The 24,906-nt window shown below is 60.3% G+C and carries 20 protein-coding genes, 1 tRNA gene and 2 pseudogenes; 13 read left to right on the top strand and 10 right to left on the bottom strand.

Going from position 1 to position 24,906, the window contains the following annotated elements; all coding sequences use genetic code 11:
• The first annotated feature begins 1 nt into the window (after position 1).
• The 4 genes from mltG to HT136_RS06925 all read left to right on the top strand — a co-directional run bounded on the left by mltG (position 2) and on the right by HT136_RS06925 (position 3,283).
• Entirely contained in the window at positions 2-976 is a 975-nt protein-coding gene (gene mltG, locus HT136_RS06910; RefSeq protein WP_214198848.1) for an endolytic transglycosylase MltG, read from the top strand.
• Between the two features lie 52 nt (positions 977-1,028).
• A complete protein-coding gene (locus tag HT136_RS06915; protein WP_343222127.1) occupies positions 1,029-1,571 on the top strand; it encodes a 2'-5' RNA ligase family protein in 543 nt (180 codons plus the stop codon).
• Positions 1,572-1,679: 108 nt separating this feature from the next.
• Positions 1,680-1,756, top strand: a tRNA-Met gene (locus HT136_RS06920).
• Between the two features lie 201 nt (positions 1,757-1,957).
• Positions 1,958-3,283 (top strand): tyrosine-type recombinase/integrase, encoded by a 1,326-nt coding sequence (locus HT136_RS06925; protein WP_214198849.1) that lies wholly within the window; start codon positions 1,958-1,960, stop codon positions 3,281-3,283.
• A gap of 420 nt (positions 3,284-3,703) precedes the next feature.
• On the opposite strand, the gene HT136_RS06930 is transcribed toward HT136_RS06925, so the two are convergent.
• Positions 3,704-4,876, bottom strand: a complete 1,173-nt coding sequence (locus tag HT136_RS06930) for a hypothetical protein (RefSeq protein ID WP_214198850.1) — start codon at positions 4,874-4,876, stop codon at positions 3,704-3,706.
• A 371-nt stretch (positions 4,877-5,247) separates the two neighbouring features.
• Between HT136_RS06930 and HT136_RS06935 the strand changes: the two genes are divergently transcribed.
• Complete coding sequence (locus tag HT136_RS06935; protein ID WP_214198851.1) at positions 5,248-6,663, top strand: hypothetical protein; 1,416 nt, start codon at positions 5,248-5,250, stop codon at positions 6,661-6,663.
• A gap of 22 nt (positions 6,664-6,685) precedes the next feature.
• Positions 6,686-6,901: a hypothetical protein gene (locus tag HT136_RS06940; RefSeq protein ID WP_214198852.1), complete on the top strand. Its 216-nt coding sequence runs from the start codon at positions 6,686-6,688 to the stop codon at positions 6,899-6,901.
• Positions 6,902-6,963: 62 nt separating this feature from the next.
• Here the strand turns inward: HT136_RS06940 and HT136_RS06945 are convergent.
• From HT136_RS06945 to HT136_RS06970, 7 genes and pseudogenes are all read right to left on the bottom strand, one after another.
• Positions 6,964-7,238 (bottom strand): annotated as a pseudogene (locus HT136_RS06945) (HU family DNA-binding protein).
• Between the two features lie 25 nt (positions 7,239-7,263).
• Positions 7,264-7,836 carry an RloB domain-containing protein gene (locus HT136_RS06950; protein WP_214198853.1) on the bottom strand — a complete coding sequence of 191 codons (573 nt, stop codon included), beginning with the start codon at positions 7,834-7,836 and terminating at the stop codon, positions 7,264-7,266.
• Entirely contained in the window at positions 7,833-9,038 is a 1,206-nt protein-coding gene (locus HT136_RS06955) for an AAA family ATPase (RefSeq protein ID WP_214198854.1), read from the bottom strand. The genes HT136_RS06950 and HT136_RS06955 overlap by 4 nt, the downstream gene beginning before the upstream one ends.
• A 115-nt stretch (positions 9,039-9,153) precedes the next feature.
• Positions 9,154-10,389 (bottom strand): hypothetical protein, encoded by a 1,236-nt coding sequence (locus HT136_RS26225; RefSeq protein ID WP_246543433.1) that lies wholly within the window; start codon positions 10,387-10,389, stop codon positions 9,154-9,156.
• Positions 10,390-10,394: 5 nt separating this feature from the next.
• Entirely contained in the window at positions 10,395-13,691 is a 3,297-nt protein-coding gene (locus HT136_RS06960; RefSeq protein WP_246543434.1) for an NACHT domain-containing protein, read from the bottom strand.
• Positions 13,692-13,911: 220 nt separating this feature from the next.
• A pseudogene (locus HT136_RS06965) lies at positions 13,912-14,297 on the bottom strand (IS3 family transposase); the annotation flags it as partial.
• Between the two features lie 209 nt (positions 14,298-14,506).
• Positions 14,507-14,827, bottom strand: coding sequence for a hypothetical protein (locus HT136_RS06970; RefSeq protein ID WP_214198856.1), 321 nt, complete (start codon positions 14,825-14,827; stop codon positions 14,507-14,509).
• 249 nt (positions 14,828-15,076) lie between these two features.
• On the opposite strand from HT136_RS06970, the gene HT136_RS06975 reads away from it, so the two are divergent.
• Complete coding sequence (locus tag HT136_RS06975) at positions 15,077-15,277, top strand: hypothetical protein (protein WP_214198857.1); 201 nt, start codon at positions 15,077-15,079, stop codon at positions 15,275-15,277.
• Between the two features lie 172 nt (positions 15,278-15,449).
• The gene (locus HT136_RS06980; RefSeq protein WP_214198858.1) at positions 15,450-15,710 is read left to right on the top strand and encodes a hypothetical protein; all 261 of its coding nucleotides are present in this window, start codon (positions 15,450-15,452) and stop codon (positions 15,708-15,710) included.
• A 674-nt stretch (positions 15,711-16,384) separates the two neighbouring features.
• Here HT136_RS06980 and HT136_RS06985 read toward each other — a convergent pair.
• On the bottom strand, positions 16,385-17,389 hold the full coding sequence (locus HT136_RS06985) for an IS30 family transposase (RefSeq protein ID WP_214199220.1): 1,005 nt from the start codon (positions 17,387-17,389) through the stop codon (positions 16,385-16,387).
• A gap of 197 nt (positions 17,390-17,586) precedes the next feature.
• Complete coding sequence (locus HT136_RS06990; protein WP_214198859.1) at positions 17,587-18,468, bottom strand: NmrA family NAD(P)-binding protein; 882 nt, start codon at positions 18,466-18,468, stop codon at positions 17,587-17,589.
• A 121-nt stretch (positions 18,469-18,589) separates the two neighbouring features.
• On the opposite strand from HT136_RS06990, the gene HT136_RS06995 reads away from it, so the two are divergent.
• The 5 genes from HT136_RS06995 (at position 18,590) to HT136_RS07015 (ending at position 24,892) form a co-directional block, all read left to right on the top strand.
• The gene (locus HT136_RS06995) at positions 18,590-19,519 is read left to right on the top strand and encodes an AraC family transcriptional regulator (protein ID WP_214198860.1); all 930 of its coding nucleotides are present in this window, start codon (positions 18,590-18,592) and stop codon (positions 19,517-19,519) included.
• 292 nt (positions 19,520-19,811) lie between these two features.
• A complete protein-coding gene (locus tag HT136_RS07000; protein WP_214198861.1) occupies positions 19,812-21,836 on the top strand; it encodes a TonB-dependent receptor in 2,025 nt (674 codons plus the stop codon).
• 873 nt (positions 21,837-22,709) lie between these two features.
• Positions 22,710-23,597 (top strand): ArdC family protein, encoded by an 888-nt coding sequence (locus HT136_RS07005; RefSeq protein ID WP_214198862.1) that lies wholly within the window; start codon positions 22,710-22,712, stop codon positions 23,595-23,597.
• Positions 23,594-23,878: an RNA polymerase sigma factor gene (locus HT136_RS07010; RefSeq protein ID WP_214198863.1), complete on the top strand. Its 285-nt coding sequence runs from the start codon at positions 23,594-23,596 to the stop codon at positions 23,876-23,878. Before HT136_RS07005 ends, HT136_RS07010 begins: the two co-directional genes overlap by 4 nt.
• Positions 23,879-23,962: 84 nt before the next feature.
• On the top strand, positions 23,963-24,892 hold the full coding sequence (locus tag HT136_RS07015; protein ID WP_214198864.1) for a HEPN domain-containing protein: 930 nt from the start codon (positions 23,963-23,965) through the stop codon (positions 24,890-24,892).
• Positions 24,893-24,906: the final 14 nt, after the last annotated feature.

The raw sequence follows: 24,906 nt of genomic DNA on the forward strand, positions 1-24,906 counted from the left end.
GATGATGTCGCGGCGCGCATATGCCCTTCTGGCGGCGCTCGTCCTGGTCGTTGCGATCGTGGGCTGGAACTTCGTGGGCGGCTGGTATGGATCCGGTCCGCTCGCGAAGGACGCCAGCTTCATCGTGCCGAGCGGGGCAAGCCTCTCGTCGGTGTCCGAAAAGCTGGAAGAGAAGGGTGTCGTCGCCTCGGCGGACGGCTTCGCCTTTCGCGCGCGGCTGTTCGGCGGTGGGCGCTCGATCAAGGCCGGGGAATTTTCCATCCCCGCGCACGCGAGCGCTTCGCGCGTCCTCTCGATCATAACCAGCGACGACGTGATCCGTCGCCAAGTGATGATCCCGGAGGGCATGCCCTCGGTGATGGTCTACGACCGTCTCAAGGCCCAGGAAGCGCTGACGGGCGAGATCACCGTGCCGGAAGAAGGCTCGGTCCTCCCGGCCACGTACGACATCCAGAAGGGCGAGACGCGCGAAGAAGTCCTGCGCCAGATGCAGGCGGCGATGAGCCGCGAGCTCAAGGAGCTCTGGGCCAAGCGCGCGTCTGGCCTGGTCGTCAAGACGCCCGAGGAAGCGCTCGTTCTGGCATCGATCGTCGAAAAGGAGACCGCCAAGCCCGAAGAGCGCACGGTGGTGGCGGGGCTCTATTCCAATCGGCTGCGCGAGGGGATGCTGCTCCAAGCGGACCCGACTATCATCTATCCGATCACGCGTGGCAAGCCACTCGGCCGGCGCATTCGCCAGTCCGAGATACAGGCGATCAACGACTACAACACTTACACCATGGTCGGCCTGCCCAAGTACCCGATCTGCAATCCGGGCAAGGCCTCGATCGAGGCCGTGCTCCATCCCGCAGATACGGACGCACTCTACATGGTGGCCGATGGCAAGGGCGGGCACGTCTTCGCCTCCACGCTCGCGCAGCACAACGAGAACGTGAAGAAATGGTTCGCGATCCGGCGCGCGCGCGGCGAAATCTGATCGGCCGTTTGCGCTTCGTAGCCAGCGTGTCCGCTCGCCCGGCGTCGCTCCGGTGAACCGCAGTGGGGAAGAGCTGGCGCGCGATCGTGCCCCCGGCGCTCCCTTGCTGGTGACCGCCGAACTTCCGGCCGATGTTCTCGCCTGGGCAGATGGCCTGCGCCAGGCCCATTTCCCCCCGGAACGCAACCGGCTGCGTGCCCACGTCACGCTGTTCCACGCGCTTCCGCCTTCGGTTGAGGGCGAACTGGTCCAGGTGCTCAAGAGTCTTGCTCGCAGGCGCCCTCCCGAGGCCCGGACGGCGGGCCTCATGAAATTGGGCGGCGGGACGGCGATCGCGCTCGATTCGCCCGAAATGGTCGACCTGCACGCCGAAATTGCGGCCCGCATGCATGGCCTCCTGACCCGTCAGGACGCACAGCCCCTACGCCTCCACGTGACCATCCAGAACAAGGTTTCCTCCGCGCAGGCACAGGCCCTCCAGCGCGATCTGGCTGGTACGCTGCAGCCGCGTTCGTTCCGCTTCCGGGGCTTTGGCCTTTACGCCTGGGAGAAGGGATTGTGGCGTCCGCTCAAGCTCGTCACATTTCATGGCTGATTTGCATTTTTCGGTGTTGACCAATCGGAAACGCCCCCCTAAAGGCACGCACCTGCCCCGCAGACGCGGGGTTCCAGATCAGGTCGAACGTTGTATCGACCATGGTATGGCGGAGTAGCTCAGCTGGTTAGAGCAGCGGAATCATAATCCGCGTGTCGGGGGTTCGAGTCCCTCCTCCGCTACCATACCCCATTTTCAGACGTTGTCCGCGCTAGTCCAGAACAAGCCGGCAGCGTCTTTTTTCTTTTTAAAATCAATTATTTTTCCCGGTTGTCCGCGTGCGCCGACGTCCGAGCGCGTTCGGCTGCGTTTGGGGGTGTCGGTTTGAATTTTCGCCGAATCTGGGGGTACCATCGCCGCATACCCCACAACGGCGATACCCCCACATGGCACTCAAGGAACTCGAGGTGAAATATGCGGCCGTCCGGCCGCGCCCCTACAAGCTTTCGGACGGGGGTGGGCTGCATGTGCTCGTCCAGCCCAACGGCTCGAAGCTATGGCGGATGAAATACCGCTTCGCGGGCAAGGAGAAGCTGCTGAGCTTCGGCAAGTACCCCGAGGTCTCCCTCGCGGTCGCCCGTGCGCGCAGGGATGTGGCGCGGGGGCTGCTCGCCGAGGGGCGCGATCCTGGCGTCGAGATCGCTGCGGAGGTCCAGGTCAGGACGAACACTTTCGAGACAGTGGCGCGCAAGTGGCACGCGAATAGAGAAGGGGGGCTGGACGATGCGCACGCCAGGCGTGTGCTGAGTCGAATGGAGCGGGACGTCTTCCCGATGCTGGGCGCAAAGCCGATAACCCAGATCACCGCTCCCGAGATCCTGGCCATGATCCGTAAGATTGAAGAGCGTGGGGCTCTCGATATTAGTCGCCGGGCCAAACAATGCGTGGGGCAGGTCTTCCGTTTCGCGATTGCCAACGGCTGGGCGCAAGACGATCCTTCGGTTCACCTTGCGGGAGCGCTCAAACCTCGGCCGCGTGTTAAGCACATGTCTCGTGTTCCGCTCAAGGAACTGCCCCAATTGCTGCGGGCCATCGCTTCCTACGATGGCGAAGAGAACCCGCGCTGCCAGTCGCTTACGCGCGACGCCCTGATGTTCACCATGATGACGTGGGCGCGGACGAGTGAGGTGCGATTCGCTGCATGGAATGAATTCGAGGATTTGGAGGGAAGCGAACCTCTCTGGCGCGTCCCGGCTGAACGCATGAAGATGGGGCGCGAGCATCTCGTACCCTTGCCGAGGCAGGCCGTCGCACTGCTGCACCGTCGCCGCTCAGCAAGCGAAAGCGAGTTCGTCTTCCCCGGTCCGAAGCCCGGTCAGCCGATTTCCGAGAACACCATGATTTATGCCTGCTATCGCATGGGTTATCGGCGCCGGCAGACGGTTCACGGCTTCCGAGGACTGGCATCGACCTGGGCTAACGAAACGGAAGGTTACAGCTCCGATTGGATCGAGATGGCTCTGGCGCATTCGGAAACCAACTCGGTGAGGGGGGCATACAACAGCGCGCTCTATATTTCCTCGCGGCGGCGCATGCTTCAGGACTGGGCGGACATGATCGATGGCGCAACCACGAGGAAAGCGAGGTCCGGCTCGCCCAAAAGCAACCGCTGTAGTGAGCCTAGAAGCGCACCTGCGGCTGAGGTGCGGCCGCCCCAGGGCAAGCCCAAGCCCTTTTTGCGGCTAGTCTCGACGAATGGGAAGCGACACTGAAAGGCGACGGCTTTTCTCTCCGCGTGAGTGCGCTGGTCAATTCGAGGGCCGTCAGTGGCCGCGATGGGCCGATTGGCGAACGACAGGTTTGGAATTTCGTTGCGAGGATAGCTGACGCTCACGATGGCTAAAGGAGCGTCCTGAATCACTTCCTGTCGAGCTTCTATTTCCGTTGTCGCGTAATTCGGAAACTCAATTCGCGAAATTGTCTTGGCATCCTCGTGGTATTATCAATCGTATGCGTTCGGCGCAATCGAGAGCAGGCGGCGGACTTGGCCAACATCCTTGGCGCGGCCATCGCAAAACTCCTACCGGTTACGATGGGGAAACAAGTCAGCGCCAAGCCTGATACCCTCGGAGGGTCAGATTTAAGAGGTATGGTATAAGGCGGATGACTCCCGTCCGAAGCCCCCCCCTTGCTCAACCCGACGGCGAACACCCCATCCTGTTCAGAACTTCCTCGATTAATTTCTGCCTCTGAATCAGAAAGTAGATACCCGCTTCCTGGACTTCGCAATGCGCTTTGATGGATTGCCAAACCTGCCCAATTTTCATGGAATTCAACGCGAACTTTCTTTGGGCAATCCCTTCCTCACCAGTTTTATACAGGCTTTTCATCGCGGCGACGTCAATATCGGGGGTTGCGGCGAACGTCTCTTGGAGGTTCCGTAGCAATTGCTCGGTGTCGCTCGCCACCATCTTTGCATGCAGCGCTTTGAGTGCACCATCCGCCTGTTGCGCGGCAAGCGCGGTGTCCAGTTCCGCGATCGCGCATGAAAATTGAGCCCGGCGGGAGTCGTCAATCTTCTGGATAGCGGCGTCAGCGCTAAGGATCATAAGCAGCAGGCCAAAGTAGGTCGTCTGCCGCTCTAACTCGGCTTCAGGAAAATCCTTTAAAACACGCTCTGCAATTGGAAGGACAGCTTTTGCATATCGTTGGAATATTTCTGTCTGTGGAGACGACGGCGTCAGGGCATAGTCACCGTCCAAGGCACTCATCTGCTCGATGTTTCTAGGCGCCATTTCTGCATGGAAGACCTGATTTGTAACATCGACTAGACCATCTAGGCTCTCTAAGATTGCCGGTGTCGTTTTTTCGATCGGCACGCCGGAAAATTCGTCCGCGCCCGCCTTTAGGAAAGCTTGGGCCACGAAGGCCGAGCAGAAAGTCCCGTTATCGCTGATTTTTGCTACAGCAGAATCGTCAGAGCGCAGACTTTGCATAGCTTGCCTAAACGAGTATTCGCGTCCGATCCCCTGCTGCGCGTAGGCAGCGGCCCTCCTCGCCAATCCTTCATTTCGATGACGAAGAATGCGCACGTTTTCAAGCGCGTGCGCGAAGCAGTTGACTAGAGATAATGAACTTACGCCTTCGCTGATAGCTTCAGTAAGCGTGGGCGGGCTCGTGCATATTAGCGCGTGGCTGAAACGACTTCCGGTCGCTTCGCATATACGTTGGGAAATGCCCCTTGAGCGCTCATCCGTCGACTCCACGCTGGAGGTTAAAACGATATCGCCGGGACGGAAAAGTGAAACGTCCGGCAAGAAGACCGTGCGTCCGTCATAATCGGGATCATAATCAATAGCGTCCACATTTCTCTCGTTTTCTGCACAACTAAACGAGCCAAGTGGGGGATCACACGGCGATTGACAACACCGAAATAAATTTATCATCATCGCGCGATGAAATTTGCAATAATTATTTATACTCGATAGAAAAAACGTTTTTTTGCAGGCAATGCATGAGGTAGTGTTGAGTTAGTTTTACCGCAATACGCAAATCGCTATCACCATCAGTCAGATGCAAACACTTCCGAAATGGATCGATCCTCATGAATATCCATTTCGGACAATATAGCAATGATCTGGATGTGACTATGATATAGCCTGACAGTATATTTAGCTTGCCGGCCTTAATCCCTTATACTAAATTAAGGTTTCATCAGTGGCATTAGGGGGGGGGCATGATGAAGTTTGGTGTATTGGGGCTAAGCTGTGTCTTTTTGGTATCCGGTTGCGCATTTCCAACCCATGTCCAGCGATTTGGCGTAGAGTATAATGAAGCATTGGCTTCAATGGCCAATGAACAGACCATGCTGAATATCTTGCGGGCAAGCAAGGGAATGCCCACGCATTTCACATCCGTTAGCCGGTTTACCGGAACGCTCTCCATGAAAGCGACTGGGAGCATGAACGGCCAGTTGCGGGGATCGGGCCTTACCCAAAGCGAAACCGGCGGCAACAGCCTCTCCACAGCAACGACTGCCGGCACCAGTCTGGCTCCGGCAGGGCTCACAACAAACAATAGCGTAGTGACTACGCCCGCCTCCACGTCTTCAATCGTCAGCGGGATTGCCGAAGGGGTCGATGTCTACACTCCCCAGATCGGCGGTGAACTCAACTCTGGGACCGCGTTCGACGTCCAGGTATTCGACCAGCAGAAGTTCTATCAGGGCATCCTGTCGGCAGTGCCATTCTCTACCGTCGAAATGCTCATAAATCAGGGGTTCGAAGCAGATCTTATAGCCAACCTCCTGATCGCACGGATCGATCTTTATCGGGAGGACCCGACGGTAAAAGATAAGAAAATTGGCGATGCAATCGCGAGTATCCGGAACGATGCCAGCGATCGCGCGCGATTCCAGGCCATCATCGATTGCAACGCGCTCGACGTGGCAGACATGCGCGGCTCGGCCACCAAGATTGCCCCGATTTCCCGCCTGGATCTCAGCACAGCGGCCGGCAAGGACCGCATTACCCTCGAGCAACTGGCCCTGTTTGATGGGGAAAAATTCGGTTTGTCCGATCCAGAAGGAATCAGCGCTGACGGAAAAACGGATGCGACCGTCTATGTGGTAAAGCCTGGCGCGAAGAGCCGTATGCCCAAGCTGGTCCTGCGAAGCTGTGATGGAGTGCCGCAACCCGCCTCCGCACTTGCGGTACCCTCAGAATATCAGGCCGAAGCGCAATATCTCGGCGATAACTACGCGCTGGTAGGCACGGTCGTAAATGGCGTGGCCGAAAGGCAGAGGGCCAAAGTGGTTGTAGAACTGGTGTTCAGATCGCCGGAGGCGGTGCTGCGCGCCGTAGGCGAAATGGTGAGGCACCAGGGCCTGCTTGCTACCCCCACATTGGCTGTCTGCGCCGATGGGACGACCAACTGCGCCGGCGAGCAGAAAGAAAGGGTTGCGCTGTTTCAAGTCGAGAAAAAGCGGGACCGGTCAGCGCTGCTCGCTGTTCGGTTCATGGACCATGATTACAGCATTCCAGAAAGCGGATTTCGGTCGATGCAGATCGTCACGATCATCCAGCAGCTCATTAACCTTCAGAAGGAATCCTCCGAACGCGCCTTGAGCATTCCGGTGCGCGCGGTGCCTTGATTTGCCAGCAAGGGGAAAACCAATGTCGAAACCAACTATAGCTGAAATCGATGTTCAGGCGCTTCAAACCAAACAACGGCATGACATGATGTTGGCCATGCCGCCTAAAGACGGCTTTTGCCGGTTCTACGGCGATTATGTGGCGGTGGGAAAGAAGGCCCGCTTCGACGGAAAGCTTCACACATGTGTCGCAACCGAGCGGTTCGAACCCGACGATGAGGAGCTTCCGGGCTCGTGATCAGGCGAGCGTAAGCGATCAATGGGGCAAGGAGGGGGAGCTCCGCCTCCCTTCGCACTAAATCAGCCGTTCAGGCGATCCTTGACAGTCTTGGCCGGCGTGAAGCCGAGCTTCTTGGCTGCGGCAATAGTGATGGTTGTGCCGGTGGAAGGATTACGGCCCTCACGCTCGGGGGGGGGCTTCACCTTGAATTTCCCGAAGTCATTGATCGCGATTTCTTCGTCGTTGGCTGCCGCGTCGGTGATGGCGGCGAAAACGGCGTCGACCGCCTTGCGCGCGTCTGCCTTCGTCAAGCCATTAGCCGCGCGAGGGCGTCTGCCAGTTCAGCATTATTCATCGAAGTTCCTTTCTGCTAAAAGTAATTAGGCCTCGATAAGGCCGATTTTGGCAAGAAGGCCAGCGAGGGCCCCTTCAACCGCTGCTGCTCGTGCGATCGCCTCATGGTCGATCCGGTCTGCAAGCCGCACCGCCGGCATACCCTTACGATAGCCAGGCCAAGCCTGCGAAAGCGCAGCGATCGCAAGGTTGGTGCTGCCGGGCCGCCGCTGCGCGCAGCCATCGAGGTGCCGAAGAAGCAAAGCCTCATGGCAAGTGTGCTGCCAGATCAAACCCAGGCCGGCCTTGTTGGCCGCAGGAGCGATGCGGGCGTCCCGGTCAGGGCTGATGCCCAGCTTGTCATCATCAAGCAGAATGAAGCGCCCCTCGAACGCCCCGTGGCGCTTTTCCCGTTCAGCGGCACGTTTGATCGCCAGGTCCACGAGTGACGAGGGGTCTCCACCGCCCGGTTGTAGCAGGACAGCATCGAGATGCACGGCGAGGTGCTGCGTCTCCGCAAGCCGGGTCAGCAGCGCGACATAGCCCTGTTCGCTTTCGCCCTCGCAGCCCACGAAAATACGGCGGCGCTGCGGGACGACCTTGCGCTTCTGGCGGCTCATCCGATCTGCGGGAGGGCACCGTAGGTGCCGCCAAGATATTTGCGGTAATGATTCTCGTCACGTCGCACAGCCTGGACGTCCTGTAAGGCGTAAACCTCCGTCCTGCCGTCCGGTGACTTGGTGCAAAACAGCACCTCTTCTTTGATGAGTTCTTCAAGGAGAGACGCGTTGTGACAGGTCATCCAGAGCTGCGCGTCGTGCGGGTTCCGGCTTGGGTCATAGAACCAGCGCAGGATTTCGGGAAGGATCAACGGATGGATAGCCGTGTCCAGCTCGTCCATCACGGCAATTCCCCCGGTTTCCAGAGCCCGAAGCAGGAAGGGGTACAGGCGCAGAAACATCCTCGTACCATGGCTTTCGAGTACGAGCGGCATCGGACCGTCATGGCCCTCGTGCGTGAAAAGCGCTACCGGCCCGTTGGGCCCGCTTTCCACCCGCATGGTACGGATGCCTAGATCGATGCGTTCAATCTCGCGGTTGAGCGCCTCGACAAGACCAGGGTTGTCTGCATAATGTCGAACCATCTGCTCTTCGACGCCGTCCGATCGCTCGATCAGGATGTTCGATGAGATCGTATTCGCCGCCTCCCAAAGTTGGGTAGCAATCGGATGTTTCAGCTGGGCCAGCGTCGAGATCACGCTCGCATTGGGGCGCAACACCTTTTCCAGCGCTTGCCGAAACCCGGTTAGCTTGAATGCGCCGGCCGCCACCACTTTGCCCTCGGCGCTTCGCTCGAACAGCCGCACCTTTCGACGTGCAGGCTCAGGCCAATAGTGCAGCGCTTCCGACACGACCTGCTGGGCCGCGTTCGAACCGCCCAGCTCCAACGAATAGGTGTAGCGGCAGGCGGGCGAAGTCTCGTCCTCTGGTTCGCTGTGACCGCCAAAGGACAGGCTCAGACGGGTTGGCGCTGATTGTCCTTCCACGCTGTTGAACCGCTCATACGGGAGCCGACCGGTCGGCGAGAGTTGGAAACTTTCGCGCGCGAACCAGGCGATAAACGATAGCGCCCGCAAAATGGTCGACTTGCCAGCTGCGTTCGGACCGAAAATGGCCACCACCTTGGGCGCGCGATCAGAAGCGCCCGGCCAGACCGGGGAGAGACGGCCGGGTAAATCCGGCGCGTTTGCCGCCACACGCAGGTCAACAACTTGCTTGTCGCGGATCGAGAAGAAGTTCTCAATTTCGAGTTCGAACAGCATAAGGGCTCCTTACGAGCCACAAATATAGCCTTTCATCGCTATTTCAACGTTTTTTCGTTAAACTATTGATGAATCCCGCTCGGTCTCTTGTCATCGCCTCGGTGCCTGCCTTTTCTCAGTCCGGAAGGGAGCGCGCCCTGGCACGCCAGGGTGCATGGGTCTCCTTGCAGATATCGGTGAAATAGAGCCGCTTATCCAGATTCTTCGTCGCTTCTTTCTCGACGCGGTCTCGGTCTCGGCGCGCCGCATGCCAGATCGCCATCTCTTCAAACGGGAGCCCATCGAACCCGCGCGCTGCGATTGCACGCTCGAACAACGTGATCGCCCGATCATCGGCGCAGGCAAGGAAGAGGGTGAGGGAGGCAAAGGCCTTGTCCGGGTCGTTGCCCGACATGAACCGGTCACGCCAGTGACCAGCGGCGGTCCGTCGGCGATAGCTTTCCTCTGCCTTGTCCTGCGTCTCCTGCAACCAGCCAGAGGTCTGGATCGCCCTCGCTCGCTGCCAGAAGTCATCTGCATCGGGACCAGGGTCGAGGAAGCGGCCAAGATCGAACGCTCGAGCGATGTCGCCGGCGAGCGGGCTTTCCAACCAACCGAACATCCGGTCGAGGAGCCACCCCAGCCGCCCGCCCTCTGTCGCCCACCGGGCGACCGAAGCCAGCGCGTGATCCGTGTTCGCATCTTCGAGAACCTGTTCGCAGTGACGGGTCATCTCGGATCGGTCGCTGTAAAAGGGCAGGCTCTCAAAGCTGTCCATCTTTGTCCAGCTGCTCTCTTTGTAATGAGGATAGAGCGTTGACCAGATTCTCGCGCCCTCTTCGGGCTGCTTCATCATCAAAGCGCGTAGCGCGGTCATGACCGGGAAATTGTCGAACGCGAACGCATGTTCCGCGCCGCGCGCGAGCAGGGCATCGATGGCCGCAACAAGCGCGGGGCCGCGCCGTTCGGCCAGAACGAGCATTCCCTCATTGGCGTTAAGCCATGAAACCTGCTTGCCAAAGCCGTCAGGAAACGATTGCTTGCCGATTGTGTCCAGGACGAACGCCTCGAAATGGTCGAGCGCGTCCTCATCGTTGGGCTCATCTTGAACTCGCGCGCCCCAGGCGACCGGATCAATGCGCGTGTCGAGGTCAGGCACCGGGAAATGTCTGGCGGCCGCAATCAACGCGAGCGACCCATTCGCCGCTTCATTGATTTCGGTGTCGGCAGCGCAGCTCCAGCCGGTGTCGACCAGGGCCTGAAGGAGAGAGGGTTGGTTGCTGCGTCGAGCGATCAGGAAGAACAGCCGCCGGGTAACATCGCTGTCGGTCGCAAAGCCGGCAACAAGGTCTTCCGCGAGGCTGGAAGGCATTTCGCTCAGACCGACGCTGGCAAGGTAAGAGATCCAATGCTGCCGATGCTCACCACCCAGCAAAGGCCGGATGAGCTCATAGTCCGCCGCCACAGGGGTGGCGAAGACTGCGACTTCGTCCGTGTAGAAACAGGGGCCGTGGGGTCATTCTTGAAGATTGCGATCTGCTGCGCCGCTGTTTTCCCTGCAAGACGCGATATCTGGGCATGGAGCCAGTCGCTGTCCTCCCTGGTGAGGAGCGAGTGCTCCAGCATAGGGCCGACGGATCGCGCGAACATCTCGTGGGTTTCCGCATCGAGGAGCGGCCAGTATCGCCCGATCTCCTTGGCCAGCCGGATGAGCGTTTCCTCGCCTTCACCTTCATTCGAAGCGAGGCGCGTCTCGGCGCTGGCATAGATTCGCCGTATCAAGTCCGTTAATGCGTCGGGCGCCCAGCGCGCCAGCACAGGCACACTGTGCAGCAAGGCATAGTCCGCTGAATCCTGCCCCATCGCGCTCAGGAACACGGCGGACGCATCGGTGTCTTCGGCGGCGGCGACCAGGAGTTCCTGATCCTCTGGAGCCAGCGTGACGTTCGGATCAAATGCCAGCTCCTTGAGCGCGATGAACCGCTCGAGAGGTTTGTCCCCCGTCCTGCCGCTCGCAACCTCCGGCAAATGGGCCACACCTGCTTCATCGACGGTGGCACGAAGCCCGAACCAGGTGCGCCGCTCCACGGCAGGCAGCTCAGCCCGCAGTTTGGTTGCATCCGGCGAGGCGAGGCCGTCGAGAAGAAGGCGGGCAACGTCGCGACCGACGTCATCGCCGCTATCAATCAGTCGGCGCGCCAGCCCCAGAAGCGTAGCAGCCGTCTCTTCGCCGTCGACAGGATTGATCCGCAGCACCCATCCCATTGCGTCAAACGGGCCAAGCGCCTCGCTGATGGCACGCGAGGCAGCCCAGCTCAATATAGCAGGCAGAAAGGGGTGTCGTGGCAACATGGAGAGAATGCCAAGCGCTCTCCCTGACAAGCCGCTATAGTCGCGCTCGTTCCGTTCGGGCATCTCAACTTTCTGCAGCGTCGTGCTGATTGCGGGAGCCTGGGCCGCCTCCACAGCCGACCAGCGTTGATACCGCTCTTCCAGCGCCGCGGTGGTCGCAGCGTGCGCGTCCTCCTCGGTTGCTTTCCGCTCTGCGATTCGGAGCCGGGTGGCATCGACCCAGTAATAGCCGAGCCATCGGGACAGGCGGTTGGCCAGTGCATCGCGGAAGACCGGATACTTGGCCGCGTCCGCGAATGCCGTGATGAAGATGTTCTCGTCACGAAGAGAGCTATTGTATCGAAGCCAAATCTGCTCGGCGAAATCCAGGAACTGCTCTGGCGCACCTGGGATCAATCGGTTCAGCGTGGCAAAATCATGCCGACCGAAATTCTGCTGGAAGAACCAGTCGCGCAGCAACAGCATGAAGGTTTCGCCGGAAGCATTCTGGCGCACAAGGGAAGCGGTGACTGCCCAGCGCAGGATATCGACGCCCCGGTCGGTGCCGCGCAGCGGCTCCATGAACTGCGCCAGTCGATCCGCGCGTCCTGCTCTTGCTTGGTCCAGATCGGCGATGAGCGCGAGGGCCAGCGCCAAGGGCACACGATCTTTCTTGAGACGAAAGCGGTGCGCGCTCCCAGGCACACGGTCCACCCAGTTGCCTGAAATAATCTCGCTGAGTGCCGTTCGAAGGGCAGGCTCGCCAGCTCCACTTTCCGATCCAAGCGCCTCGATCATGTCCTTGCGCGTCAAGTGCAATTCGGCATCGGCGTCATCCTCGATGGCCGCGCGGAGCCGGTTACCCTCCTGAGCTAGGAACTGATGAAAATCTTCGGAACTCGGGGTAAGGTTTGAACCATGGAGGTTGAGGCGGTGCCGCCAGTCTTCGTAGATCAGGCGCTCGATCGTGATGTCGCCGCTTGCCTGAAGGTGTTCGCGCTGCTGGATGGCCAGCTGGCAATAGCGTGGGATCGCCATCAGCTTGAGGAGCTCTTCGGTCAACTCGGAGCGAGGAACGCGGTGGCGCGACAGCATTTCGTCGAGTTCGGCCTCCGTGAAGTCCTCGACCGTCACCGGCCACGCCTGGGGCAGTAGGTTGGAGAGGGACTTGAGGTCGTCCTCCCAATATTCCTTCCGACAGGTGAGGGCGATCGCAACATGACCCTCAAGGCCTCCAGCCTGCAATGGCTGAATCACCTTTTGCCAGTCGGTAAAATTGACCTCCTGGTTGAGGCCATCGATCACGAGCAGGATACGCGGCGCCTGAGCGGGTGCTCTGGTCCAGAGCTGTATTCTGCGCTCCCAGAAATCTTCGTCATGGCCCGGAACGCGCTGCGCGATAATTTTGGCGAGGAACCGGTGCGGGGGCATAAGGGGCGGGGCGACAAGACCGCGCGCAGGCAGCACGATCGTGAGCGGAAGCGTATCGGGGGACGCTGCCATTTTCTCCTGCCACCAGGCCAGGAAGCTCCAGGTCTTGCCGACGCCCTCGGCGCCCAGCACCACAAGAGGAAGGAGGGGACCCATCGTCCACCACTGCTCGAATGCGGCACTGGGGCCCGCGCGCGCGACCCGGATCGTGCCGGGTGCATCGAGACCGCCGTAGCATTGAAGCTGTGTGATCGCGACGCGATCATTCTCGAAGGCCTCTTTGAGCCAGCGTGCGCCGGCGATCCTTGTCGACGCATAGCCGACGTCGTCCCGCCGGAACGGCTCGAAGACGCGGGCGCAGTCTGCCTCGAAGTCGTCGTCCGCCGCGATCGCAGCAAGATAACCGGTTATCGCTGGGGCTTCGCCAAGATGGGCTTTGACGGCATTGGGGGCGGACGCAGCCAGCAGTGCCAGCGAACTCGGTCGATCCTCGCGCCCCGAGGGGTCAAGAACCTCGACCTGTATGCCACGTTCAGCGCCGACTTCGCGAAATTTGGCGAGGTCGGTCCGGGTGATGTGGGTGGTGGTCGCGAGGATCCAGAGGTCCAACGCATCTATGTTGACCGCAGCGTCCGATATCTTGCGTTGGACCTCGGCCACCGAAACGTTGCTATTGGAACCGTATTTCTTGCCTTCGAAGCCGATCGCCAGGCCATTGGCGGGCGCGTCGTTCGCGCCATCCATCCCGTGCTGGTGTCCCGACTTCATGAGCCGGAAGCTCTGACCCAGAAACTCCTCAAGGCAATCGCGCACGAAGCCCTCAAACCCTTTGCTGCCGGTATCCGGCAGATTGAGCATCGCTGCCACAAACGCCGTCGGGTCGGGGGCGGTCGGCGAGGAAGGCGTACTCATATCAACGAATGACCGTCACTTTCACTTTGGCGGCGTCGGCCACCTTCTTCCATGCCTGATCGGCGGGATAGGCGGGAACGCGCTCGCGTTTGGCGAGGGCAAGGTAGAAACGATCTCCCAGCGACAGGCCCTCTTCTGCAGGCAGCGCGCGCTGTCCGCCGTCGAAACATTTGGCCCAGAACGAGGCGTGGATTAGCGCAGAGTCACCAAGGCGTTGATATTATGCGGTGATCTTGCGGTGAAGCAAGCGATATTCGATGGTCATTCGCTCGATGTTTTCACGGCGCTTGATGAAGGCGAGAGGCCTGCCAAAGTAAGCGTCTGCTGGCGTCACGTTGTTCAGGCTCTTGTGGTAGCGCTGGTGCTTGCAGTGCTCCACGAACATCTTGATCTGGGCCTCGAGATCGCCGGGCAGGGAGCAGTTTTGCAGCAGGACGCGGTTCTTCAGGTCTGGCGCCAGCGCTCGATCTTGCGGATGTAACGGCACGCCGCGGACGTGGCTCATCTGCTGGACCTCGATGTACTCGGCGAGTTCGCCCGCGATGAGCCGTGGCCGTTGCCCGATAGCAGTCGGGGCTTATGCGGCAAGATGGTGCTATCGCAGCCCCGGTCTTAAACAGAATGTCCGCTCATCGGTTTGCCGTGATCTCGGTCGAACGTCTTGATTGGGCGCCTGGCCGACCTACGCGCCTTGAAGCTTGGTCGGGAGGCCAGCACACCAGCTCCATGAGGCCGGGCGCATGGCGGAATTTCGGCTCGCGCCCCTTTGTCGCCGTACTGAGCGACGCGGCGCCCGCCCGAGAGCGGTCGGGCGTTCAACTACTCTCGTATTCAACTCGTTCGTTGGACCAGCACGCATCGCCGTTCAGGTTCGCTCTCATCCATACATCAAACTCGTGAAAGGAGACTTCTTGGGGATATAGCGGCTGCCCCGTCGTCACTGCCCGCTTCTCATGAGCCCCTAGAGCTTGATGAAATGCCCAAAGGGCTAATTGCCGCCAATCATCGTTCTGCGAAAACGCATTCTCGTTGGCTTGGTATATCGCGTTTGTGGCATTGGAATTGTCTGACACGCTTACGGTATCTGGCCAAAGAGCCTTCGTGGTTTCGAACAGCGCGCGCTTGTCGACAGTCACCTAGCATTCCTTGTTGCAATGGCAGCTTTTTATGCCGTCTGGTGATCAAAGCCGCCAGTCCGAAATCCACCCATCACGGCTGCTGGCCGCTCGGATAGACAAGCCTAACCGGACAGACAGCTTCCTGGCGCGCCAGATCGGCCCTTGAGCGGCCAGCTTGGGCGCGTAGCCGATCAGCAGCTGCCACAGAGTAGACTTGTTCGCGGTGTTTTGATTCCTAGATACTGTGGCATCGCAGATGGAGGCATTATGGTTCAGTCGCTCGAACAATTGACGATGGACGGCAGCGTTCCCGACGAAGTCTATCGCTTGATGCGTGACGCAATCCAAAAGGCCGGTGATCAACGCGGTCGCCTCTTCGAACCGGGCCAAGAAGCACATTTTCAAGCAATTGCAGCGGCCCTTGCGCTCAAAGCTGCAGGATATTCCATTCAAAAAGTCTCTGCTTAACTTCGGTTAGCGCCTATTTTCTGCGGCCAGCGACCCTCCTACGGCTAGCCTGAAAGCGGAATGTCGTCTGTTGGCATCGTCAGGATCGCGATCGACCGACCGACAAGGGCGCACAGTAGAATTTCCGCCCGCGCCCCGTTGCGGCCATCTACGGCTAATGTATTGTCGCAGGATGATCCGCACGCTCCTTCCGATTGCCGCCTTCATGTTGGTGGAAGGACCCGCCTTGGCCGAAAGCAAAGACTGGACCCCAGAGCTTCACGCAATTGCAGACAAATGCGGTCTGCCTCCCGATCATCTCAAGTGGATCAACGGTACTGTAAGGTGGTCCAACGCCGAGGAAGCCACGTACGGGCAATCAATGTGCGTGTTCGGCGAGCTTAAAGCGAAGGGTATTCCGATGAAGCAAGGCTTCGTATCGGACGGCAGCTAGCCACCCATCCCGGCTGCTGAAGAACCTGCCAGGCAAGGGATACCGGACGGACCGCTGTTCGGAACTTCATATCGGCCCCTGAACGACCGACAAGGGCGCGAAGCAGCCCCCAGGCCGTCGAAAAATTTGGCCTGAGACCGGCCCCAGCGGCATACGCCGCCGTTGCGGACGTATTGCGTTCAGCGCAAACCTGTACCGGCCGGCACAACCTGAAGCAGAACCAACAAGCCGTAAGCGACACATGCCAACGCGCAGATGCCCAGCAAAACGGTAAAATACCAAAACGGGACCCGGTGATTGCTGCGATAAGAAGCCATTATCGATGCGTCCGCATGGCTACGTCGAAAACGCTTCCAAACAGCGCCGCCAAGAACCAGCCCAACGAGGAGATAAATTACAGCTTGCACCATTCAGTCGCTCTATCCCAATCAACAGCCGATGGCGACCGCTAGCTAATGCCTACCTTCCACCCCTCACCGCTTCTGGCGGATCGGGACGCCACCCGAATGCGCCACTGCCGGAGCTGGCGGGTAAGGGATGCCCGAACGTCAGGTTCCGGGATCGCACAATCAGGCCAGGAACGACCAACAAGGGCGCGTGGCAGAATTTCAGCACGCGCCTAATTGCAGGCGTTAAAATCGTGCCGTCATCCCAGCGAGAGCTGGGATGTGGACTCACGTTTGAAGTGCAACGGTTGATTGGAATGCGGAGAATGCCTCTTCGGGGGTTCTGAAGTCGAGGCATTTTCGCGGAGTTGAGTTGTAGCGGTCGATGGCGGCCTGGATTGTGGCGCAGTCGATGGCGTCGAGGTCGGTTCGTCGGGGCAGCGATCTCCTGAGGCGGCCGATGGCGTTCTCGACGACGCCTTTCTGCCACGGCGAGCGCACGTCGCAGAAGTAGGTGGCGATACCGAGCGTGTCGGCGAGTTGGTGATGGCGGGCGAACTCGGTTCCGTTGTCGAAGGCGATGGTGCGTCGCAGGCTGTCCGGGAGTGGTCCGAGGATTTCGGTGAGGTGCCGGGCGGTACGGGGTGCCTTGCGATCGCGGGTGCGCACGATGACGGTGAAGCGCGAGGCGCGCTCGTGGGCGACGAGGATGGACTGGCCGTAGCGGGCAAAGAGCATGTAGTCGGCCTCCCAGTGGTCCGGGAGGCGGCGGTCGGCGGCCTCCTGCGTGCGTTCCGCAAGCGGACGCCGCTGGCGGATGAAGCCGACGGGACTGCCGCCGCGCAGTCCCAGCCTGCCGCGCCTGTGCTTGGCGCGGGGGAGCAGGCGGTGCCAGTAGTCCTTGCTGGCCGAGCGGTGATAGATGAAGCGGTAGATTGACTCCGGGCTGATCACGGTGCGACCGTGCTGGCGCGCCAGTCGGCCGGCGATCTGTTCGGGAGACCATCCCATCGCAAGGCCGTCTCTCACCCGCTCGCGCAGGTACGGCTGGCGCGCCAGCTTGAAGCGACAGTCCCAGCGCCGCCTGCGCTCGGCCAGCTGCTGCGCGCGGACCGGTTTGTAACCGCCCGCCCAGACCTTGGTCCTCACACTGTTACGCCGCAACTCGCGGCTGATCGTCGATGCCGCCCGGCCAAGCTGCCCGGCTATCGACCTGCGAGATCTACCGCCTGCATGCAGGCGGTAGATCTCGATCCGCTCCTCGAGGCTGAGCTGGCCATATTCTCTTCCCATCGCAACAACACCATGCAGGTGTTGCACTTGTTTCGTGAACTCAGGGGATGACGGCATTATGAGAACGACCACTTCCCACCACTTCTAACGGTTCGCCGCCAGGACAACACGAAGGCGGATAGTCGATCCGGTATTCGTTCTACCTTTCCGTGACATTCTCGGCCGATTACCCCCCGATCGGCCGGCGAAGGTCGTAGTCAGCCAGCCAATGCTGGCTTGATCTGTTCCTCGGCAAATTGGCGGAAGCTGGTTGGCGCCTTCAGGTCTGCCTGGCGCTCTGCGACGTTGTCGATCCCTTCGTCTTTGGCGCGGTACATGTCGACATAGCCTTGCGCGAAGGACTCCGTCGCGCCGCGATCAAGGAACTGCTGTTTGAACTGGTCCCAACCGACCTGCTGATAACGAATTTCGCGCCCCGTCACTTCCGAGATGATTGCGGCCTGATCCTTGAACGACAGATCCTCAGGGCCGAGGATTGGCAACTCGTTCTGCCCAGTCCAGCTATCATCGAGCAGAACGCGCGCTGCTGTGGCTCCCATGTCGCGTGTAGCGGTGAAGGGCAGCTTCCGATCAGGGTCGATCGGACCAAAGAACAGGCCCTTGTCCTTCATAGCCCCGACCTGGCGAGCGGTATTTTCCATGAAAGACGGCATGGCGAGCCCGCGCAGCGCCGCACCGCTGGACATCAGCAGGTCCACCATCCCCATCGATGCACTGACCAGCCCTGCCTTGTGCTGCCATTCCGTCCCGCGCCCCAGCGCGGTGATGGTGACGACGCGGCGGACGCCATGCTGACGGATCGCGTCGACTGCAGGACGCGTGAAGTCGAGATAGGTCGCCTCCAGCGTCTTGCTCGTGTCGGGCGGCGCGACCCAGAACAGCGCGTCGGCACCATCCAGCGCCTGCGCCAACACAGCGGGGTCGCCGTGCGAGCCGCTTACGACATCGGCTGCGTCGCGCACCTGTTCGGGCAGCTTGTCGCCATCACGAGCGATTACCTTAAAGGCGACATCGGCAGCGAGCAGTTCCGATACGACCTTCGATCCGATCTGTCCGGCGGGTGTAGTCACTACGATCATTCTTGTCTCCTACGCTACGAGATCGGTCGCGAGGACCGGCAAGTCAGAGATATGAACGCAGGCCGACATGCACTATCGTCATTCGTCCCGAAAACCTTCGCGATCGTCCATGAGGGAAAAGATGGATCCGCTATCCGACGTGCTCTCCTTGTTGCGGCCGTGTAGCCATATCACGGCCGGGCTGGATGCGGGAGGAGCCTGGGCGATCCGCTTCGAGGAGATGGGTAGCCGGATAAAATGCTATGTCGTGACGCACGGCGGCTGCTGGCTGAGTGTCGATGGCGCTGGTGATGCCGTTCGCCTCGACACCGGGGATTGCTTTGTTCTCGCGAGCGGCCGCCCCTTCGTCCTGGCGGGCGACCTGGATGCGCCCGCTGCAACGCCACAGGAGGTGTTCGGCGACAAGGCCAGGCATGGCGGGGTCGCTACCTGGAACGGCGGCGGTGACGTCTTCCTGACGGGCAGTCGTTTCACCGTCGAGGGCGACCATGCCGCGATGCTCCTGAACGCCCTACCACCGATCATACACCTTCATACGGCAAGCGATCGCGCGGCAATGCGCTGGTCTATCGAACGGATGACCGAGGAGTTGCGGGATGGCCGACCGGGCGCCGTTATGATGGCTGAGCACCTGTCCCACATGATGCTACTCCAAGCGCTACGGCTTCACCTGCCGCACGGAGGCGGTAGACCTGCGGGATGGTATGCCGGTCTGGCAGATCCTCAGATCGCCATGGCGCTGAGCGTGATCCACGCCGAACCGGCCAGGCGCTGGACGCTGGCAGCGGTGGCATCGGAAGTCGGCATGTCCCGTTCGGCTTTTGCAAGCCGATTTCGCGATCAAGTTGGCGAAACACCCATAGCGTATTTGGCCCGCTGGCGCATGATTTTGGCTGGCGATCGGCTGACACGCAGCAGCGACACGCTTGCCCAGATCGCTCGCAAGCTGGGGTATGAGTCCGAAAACGCCTTCAACACAGCCTTCAAGCGGATCATGGGCGTATCTCCACGCCGCTATTCAAAGGGAAAACCCGCTTTATCGCGTTGCTAAGAGCCTCCCGCATTGCCAGATCGGACGCTTCAGCCGATCTGCCGCCGATACCTGGTGGCGAGTGTTTCCCACTCATCCCGGTGCTGGTCGATCGACTCAACAAGCCTAACCGGACAGACGGCTTTCTGCCGCGCCAAATCGGCCCTCGAACGACCGACAAGGGCGCGTGGCAGAAGTGCCGTCGAGGCAGGAATGTGCTAGAGCTATGAATTGATCACCTTAATCAACAATTTGCCGGTTGATAAGGCGGCAACGGAAAGCCACTCTGGCACCCGTCCTCGAAGGAAACCGGATGCCAGCTGCGGATCAGCCGAATACTGTTCAAGTCGCCCCAACAGACACCGCATCCGACGTTATCGAAGTGATCGGCAAACGCGCTGATAATACACTCGACATCGACAGGCGGACGTATGAGGTCCGTGAGACGCCACAGGCCGTTCAGAAAAATACCCTGCAACTACTGCGGGGGCTGCCGGCCGTAACCGTCACCCCGGATGATAGTCTGCTCGTTCTCGGCGCCGGCGTAACCACGATCTACGTCGATGGGCGCCCGTTTCTTGGCGACATGCGTCAATTCCTGCGCTCGCTGCACGGAAGCGACATCGCGCGGATCGAGGTCATTACCAACCCTTCCGCGCAGTTCTCGTCCGAAGGCGCGGGTGGGGTGATCAACCTGATCTTGCGCAAGACACAGGAAGAAGGCCTCTCAGGCAACGCGAGTTACGAGGTGAGCAGCTGGGGTTTCGGGCTTCTCGATACTACCTTGAACTACCGGCAGGGCGATTGGACCTACCAGCTCAAGGCTTCGGGCAATGTCGGGCGCATGTTGCGCCGTTCGCTGCACGAGACACGCAGCGTCCAAACCGAAGCAGACGCACCGCCAACGATCAATCGCGAGGACGGCCTGGCCACCTACGACGGAACCGACGGCCGCGTCACGGCCAAGATGACCTACGATCTCGATGCGCAGACAAGCCTTTCCGGGCAGGTCCGGGGCGGCGGGGGCCATGACGTCACCGTCAACACGCTCGACTTCATCGCGGTAACGCCCGATTTCGGGCCATTTGGACAGCACACGCGCCTCGACAGTTACGGAACATTCGTTGATGGCCAGCTCAGCCTCGCTCATGTCGGCACGACTAAAGGCGAGGCACTGAATGCCAGCGTGCAGTTCTTCAAAAGCACTCAGCTCCACGACGTGACCCGGTCACGCTACAGTGACGGACGCTGGTACACGATCGACCTGGATCATCCCGGCTATTCCATCGATGCCAAGCTCGACTGGAAGCATCCGATGGCCAGCGGGCAGGTTCTTTCGACTGGTGCCTCCTGGCATGTCGACGGCATTTCGCAGGACTACGCATTCACAAGCAATGACGCCGCCTCGCTCGGCGAGGATACCCGCGACGCCTACGAAGCGCGCAGCAGCACGGTCGCAACCTATGCCACCTTCCAGCAGAACCTCGGACGCTTGACGTTGGCACCGGGCCTGCGCGCGGAGAGCAACATGCGTAGGATCTCAAGCCTGAGGGTAGCGACACTGCGGCTTGATCGCACCAAGCTTTTTCCAAGCTTTCATGCCAGCTACAATGCGACCAAAACGCTTAAGCTCGAGGCCAGCTACAGCAAGCGCATCGAGCGCGTTCCTCTCGACTACCTGGCCTCCTATGGCGCGGTGAAGGATGCCAACACGATCTTCCAAGGCAATCCTGAGCTCAAAGATCAGAGCATCGGTTCCTACGAACTGGGCGTCCAGTTCCGCCCTGGCAAGATTGAAGCGAGCGCTACGCTGTACCTGCGCCAGACCGGTCAATTGTGGAACGAGAGCTATTCGGTCAACAGCGCTGGAACGAGTGTATATACCTACATAAATTCCGGAAGCCGCACGAGCGCAGGAGGGCAACTCGATTTGGCGTTGCCGTTGCTCAATGGGTTCAGGATAAATGCAAGCGCCAACCTATTTGACGAGCGCGCGCCCGTCGATGCTGAGGATGGCGCGCGCGAATTGCATACCCTGCGCTATTCGACCAATGGCACGCTCGAGTGGACTGCCAAGGATCGCGGCAGCATCCCTGGGGATGTGGCGCAATTCCAATGGTCATGGAACAGCGCCGCGCGTGAATACCAAATCCGTAAGGATGCTTGGTACGACGCGAGCATTGCCTATACGCACAACGTCTCGAAGACGTTGTCGATTACCGGAACCTTTCGCTACTCCGGAGCAAGCCGGCAACGCCTCGTTACGCCGCTAGTGGAAGAGGCGACCACTCGCCGGCGCACCCCGCAATTCCAGATTAAACTCTACAAAACCTTGTAGTCCTTCCTGCCGCAGGGCTGCATCCAGGAGGCCGGGGAGCTCTTGCGACTTCCAAGCCGGTTGGTAAATCTTCGCTCTATGGTCTTCATCGCTTTTGTTCTTGCGTTCGCCAGCCTGATCATGATCAGCGCAATTTACCTGCCGTGGTGGCAGCAGCGGGTAAAAGGCCAAAAGCCAAATTTGAGCAGGCGAGAAATGTACGTGTTTGGGGCAAGCATTTGTACCTTCCTGTTCAGCATGGGCATAATCGAATTCACGTTGGGGTAAATTGGATGGGCGAATGTCTTATAGGCCGGGCGAACCGGACGGGCAGATTTTGACGGCGTCAAACCGACCCACGAACGACCAATAAGGGCGCGAAACAGCGACTGAATTGCCTCCAAATCTTGGTGGTCATCGTGAAGGCTTTGGCGGCTGCCTTGGGGAGGGGCGCAGTCTGGCGGTTCAGGTAGATGGATCAGGCTTGCGATCTTTGACGCGAGGCAAACATTGCAGGCTGACCCGCGCCGATGGCGCGACCGGGCTCTATTTCGCTTCCGCTCAACCGAGCCATCGGCTGCGCCGCCGTCTCGTCGGCAGAGCCGTGACGATCCCTGTCAGGGGCGGGATGCGGCTCGCATCCCTTCAAGTGTCGCCGCGCTGACCCGCGCGGCGGCGTTGGCCTTTGTCGGCTCCAAGGTGACGGGGGGCGTCGCTGCCCGATAGCCCCGCCTCGACGGGGTGCAACCCGTCCGCTGCGCTCCCGGGTCCTTCACTGCGTTACGGCCTTGCAGGTGCGCCCCGCCTTTTGCCGGCGGGGCTGCTGGTTCGCTCCTGCCGCCCCCCGCCACCCTGGCGCCGGTCAATGGCGGTTGAAGGAAGGAGTGAAGGAGCATGGCCAAGGACAACCGTCAGAGCCTCTATGGAGAGGTCACGAACCGGATCATTGCCGAACTGGAGGACGGCCGCGTGCCGTGGGTGCAGCCGTGGGACGCGGCGCGATGCCCGGTGACGATGCCGCACAACGGGGTAACCGGGCGCATCTACAGCGGCATAAACGTGCTGATCCTGTGGGCAGCCGGGATCGGAGGCGGCTATTCCTCGCAGCGCTGGCTTACCTACAAGCAGGCCGAGAAGGCAGGCGGCAACGTCAAGCGCGGGGAGAAGGGAACGGTCATTTGTTACGCCGACCGTTTCACGCCCAAGGACGAGGCGCAGAAGGCGCAGAGCGAGGACCGCGATGCGCGCACCGTGGCCTTTCTCAAGCGCTTCACGGTCTTCAATCTCGACCAGTGTGAAGGGCTTCCTATCGAGACCGGGGCGGCCCCGAGCGTGCCCGACCCGGTCATGACGCGGATCGAGGCCGACCGGATCATCACGCTGTCAGGCGCGGACTTTCGGATAGGTGGGCGCGAAGCCTACTATGCTCCGGCCGAAGACTTCGTGATGGTGCCGCCACAGGTTGCTTTCCCCGATCCGATCAACTGGTACCGCACGGCGCTGCACGAACTGGGGCATTGGACCGGGCATTCCACCCGCCTCAATCGGGACCAGTCGGGCCGTTATCGCTCCTCGAAGTACGGCCGCGAAGAACTGGTTGCTGAGATGACCAGCGCCTTTGTCTGCGTCTCCTTGGGGATCGCGCCAAGCGTGCGGCATTCCGATTATATCGGGGCGTGGCTCACCGTATTGCGCGAGGACGAAAAGGCGATCTTTCGTGCGGCCAGTGCCGCCAGCAAGGCCGCCGATTACCTCCTTGCCTTCGGGGAGGATGCGGCATGATCCGGCCTCTTGCCTTCCTCGTCCAGCGTATCCGGGAGGTGTCGCTCAGGGGCGCCTTTACGGAGATCACCGATCCTCGGCACCGGCGGTATATGCGGGCGATGGCCTCGCTTCCCGACGCCGAGCACGCGGCCTTTCGTTTGGCGCGCATCGAAGGGTTGAACGTGCCCCGGATCGCGGACGAACTTGGTATCTCGAACGCGCAGGCCGAAACCCATCTGGCGCATGCAATCGAAATGATCGCCTGTTCCCTGCGCCGTCAGGAGCGCAATGGATGGTGATACACGCGCGGCCGGAGCCCACAGGGCCCCGGCCGCCATCATTTTGCACTTGGCAGCAAGGATGTTAGGCGCGAGTCTGTGCCCATGAAAACGAGCCTCGACCATCTCCCGGCGAACAAGCAGCGCGAGCTCGAACGCGTGGTGCAGATCGTCTTCGAGGAATTCGAGGACGCCTTCGCGCTCTCGACGCAGAACTGGAAGAAGAAGGGGCGCATCCTCAAGATCGTGCTCTACGGCAGCTATGCCCGGGGCAACTGGATCGACGAGCCCCACACCGCCAAGGGCTACAAGTCGGACTACGATCTGCTCGTCATCGTCAGCGACAAGCGGCTGATCGACAGGGTCAAGTACTGGACCCGTGTCGACGAGCGGCTGATGCGCGAATACGGCATCACCGAGAGCCTCAAGACGCCGGTCAATTTCATCGTCCACACCATGCAGGAAGTGAACGACGGGCTCGCCCAGGGCCGCTACTTCTTCATGGACATCGCCCGCGACGGCATCGCGCTTTACGAGGCCGACGACAGCGAGCTGGCGACCCCAAAACCCAAGACCCCGCATGCCGCGCTGGATCTGGCCAAGGAGTACTACGAGGAGTGGATGCCTCAAGCACACTCCGCAAAGAAGGGTTTCCATTTCTTCTTGGATGAGAAGGAATGGAGAGACGCAGCTTTCATCCTCCATCAGGAAGCTGAACGCCTTTACCACTGCGTCCTGCTGGTCTCGAGCTTCTACACTCCGCACGTCCACAATCTGGCGTTCCTGCGTACGCAGGCCGAGCGTCTCGATCCCCGGCTGGTCTACGCCTGGCCGCGCGAGAACCGCTGGCAGCGCGGCATGTTCGAGAAGCTCAAGGAGGCCTACGTGAAGGCGCGCTACTCCAAGCACTACACCGTGAGCGAAGAGGAGCTGACCTGGCTTGGTGAACAGGTCGAGGAGCTTGGCCGCGTCGTCCAGACCGTGTGCTCCGAACGCATCGCCCAGCTCGAAGAGACCGCCCGCGAAGCCAGTTGAGCGGCTGGTTTCCA

Source organism: Novosphingobium profundi (assembly GCF_018491765.1).
GTDB lineage: Bacteria > Pseudomonadota > Alphaproteobacteria > Sphingomonadales > Sphingomonadaceae > Novosphingobium > Novosphingobium profundi.

Bases quoted from the DNA above. Each gene is read 5' to 3' on its own strand.
- mltG (WP_214198848.1), top strand. From the start codon at position 2: ATGATGTCGCGGCGCGCATATGCCCTTCTGGCGGCGCTCGTCCTGGTC.
- HT136_RS06925 (WP_214198849.1), top strand. From the start codon at position 1,958: ATGGCACTCAAGGAACTCGAGGTGAAATATGCGGCCGTCCGGCCGCGC.
- HT136_RS06935 (WP_214198851.1), top strand. From the start codon at position 5,248: ATGATGAAGTTTGGTGTATTGGGGCTAAGCTGTGTCTTTTTGGTATCC.
- HT136_RS06940 (WP_214198852.1), top strand. From the start codon at position 6,686: ATGTCGAAACCAACTATAGCTGAAATCGATGTTCAGGCGCTTCAAACC.
- HT136_RS06950 (WP_214198853.1), bottom strand. From the start codon at position 7,836: ATGAGCCGCCAGAAGCGCAAGGTCGTCCCGCAGCGCCGCCGTATTTTC.
- HT136_RS06955 (WP_214198854.1), bottom strand. From the start codon at position 9,038: ATGCTGTTCGAACTCGAAATTGAGAACTTCTTCTCGATCCGCGACAAG.
- HT136_RS26225 (WP_246543433.1), bottom strand. From the start codon at position 10,389: ATGCCTTCCAGCCTCGCGGAAGACCTTGTTGCCGGCTTTGCGACCGAC.
- HT136_RS06960 (WP_246543434.1), bottom strand. From the start codon at position 13,691: ATGAGTACGCCTTCCTCGCCGACCGCCCCCGACCCGACGGCGTTTGTG.
- HT136_RS06975 (WP_214198857.1), top strand. From the start codon at position 15,077: ATGGTTCAGTCGCTCGAACAATTGACGATGGACGGCAGCGTTCCCGAC.
- HT136_RS06980 (WP_214198858.1), top strand. From the start codon at position 15,450: ATGATCCGCACGCTCCTTCCGATTGCCGCCTTCATGTTGGTGGAAGGA.
- HT136_RS06985 (WP_214199220.1), bottom strand. From the start codon at position 17,389: ATGGGAAGAGAATATGGCCAGCTCAGCCTCGAGGAGCGGATCGAGATC.
- HT136_RS06990 (WP_214198859.1), bottom strand. From the start codon at position 18,468: ATGATCGTAGTGACTACACCCGCCGGACAGATCGGATCGAAGGTCGTA.
- HT136_RS06995 (WP_214198860.1), top strand. From the start codon at position 18,590: ATGGATCCGCTATCCGACGTGCTCTCCTTGTTGCGGCCGTGTAGCCAT.
- HT136_RS07000 (WP_214198861.1), top strand. From the start codon at position 19,812: ATGCCAGCTGCGGATCAGCCGAATACTGTTCAAGTCGCCCCAACAGAC.
- HT136_RS07005 (WP_214198862.1), top strand. From the start codon at position 22,710: ATGGCCAAGGACAACCGTCAGAGCCTCTATGGAGAGGTCACGAACCGG.
- HT136_RS07010 (WP_214198863.1), top strand. From the start codon at position 23,594: ATGATCCGGCCTCTTGCCTTCCTCGTCCAGCGTATCCGGGAGGTGTCG.
- HT136_RS07015 (WP_214198864.1), top strand. From the start codon at position 23,963: ATGAAAACGAGCCTCGACCATCTCCCGGCGAACAAGCAGCGCGAGCTC.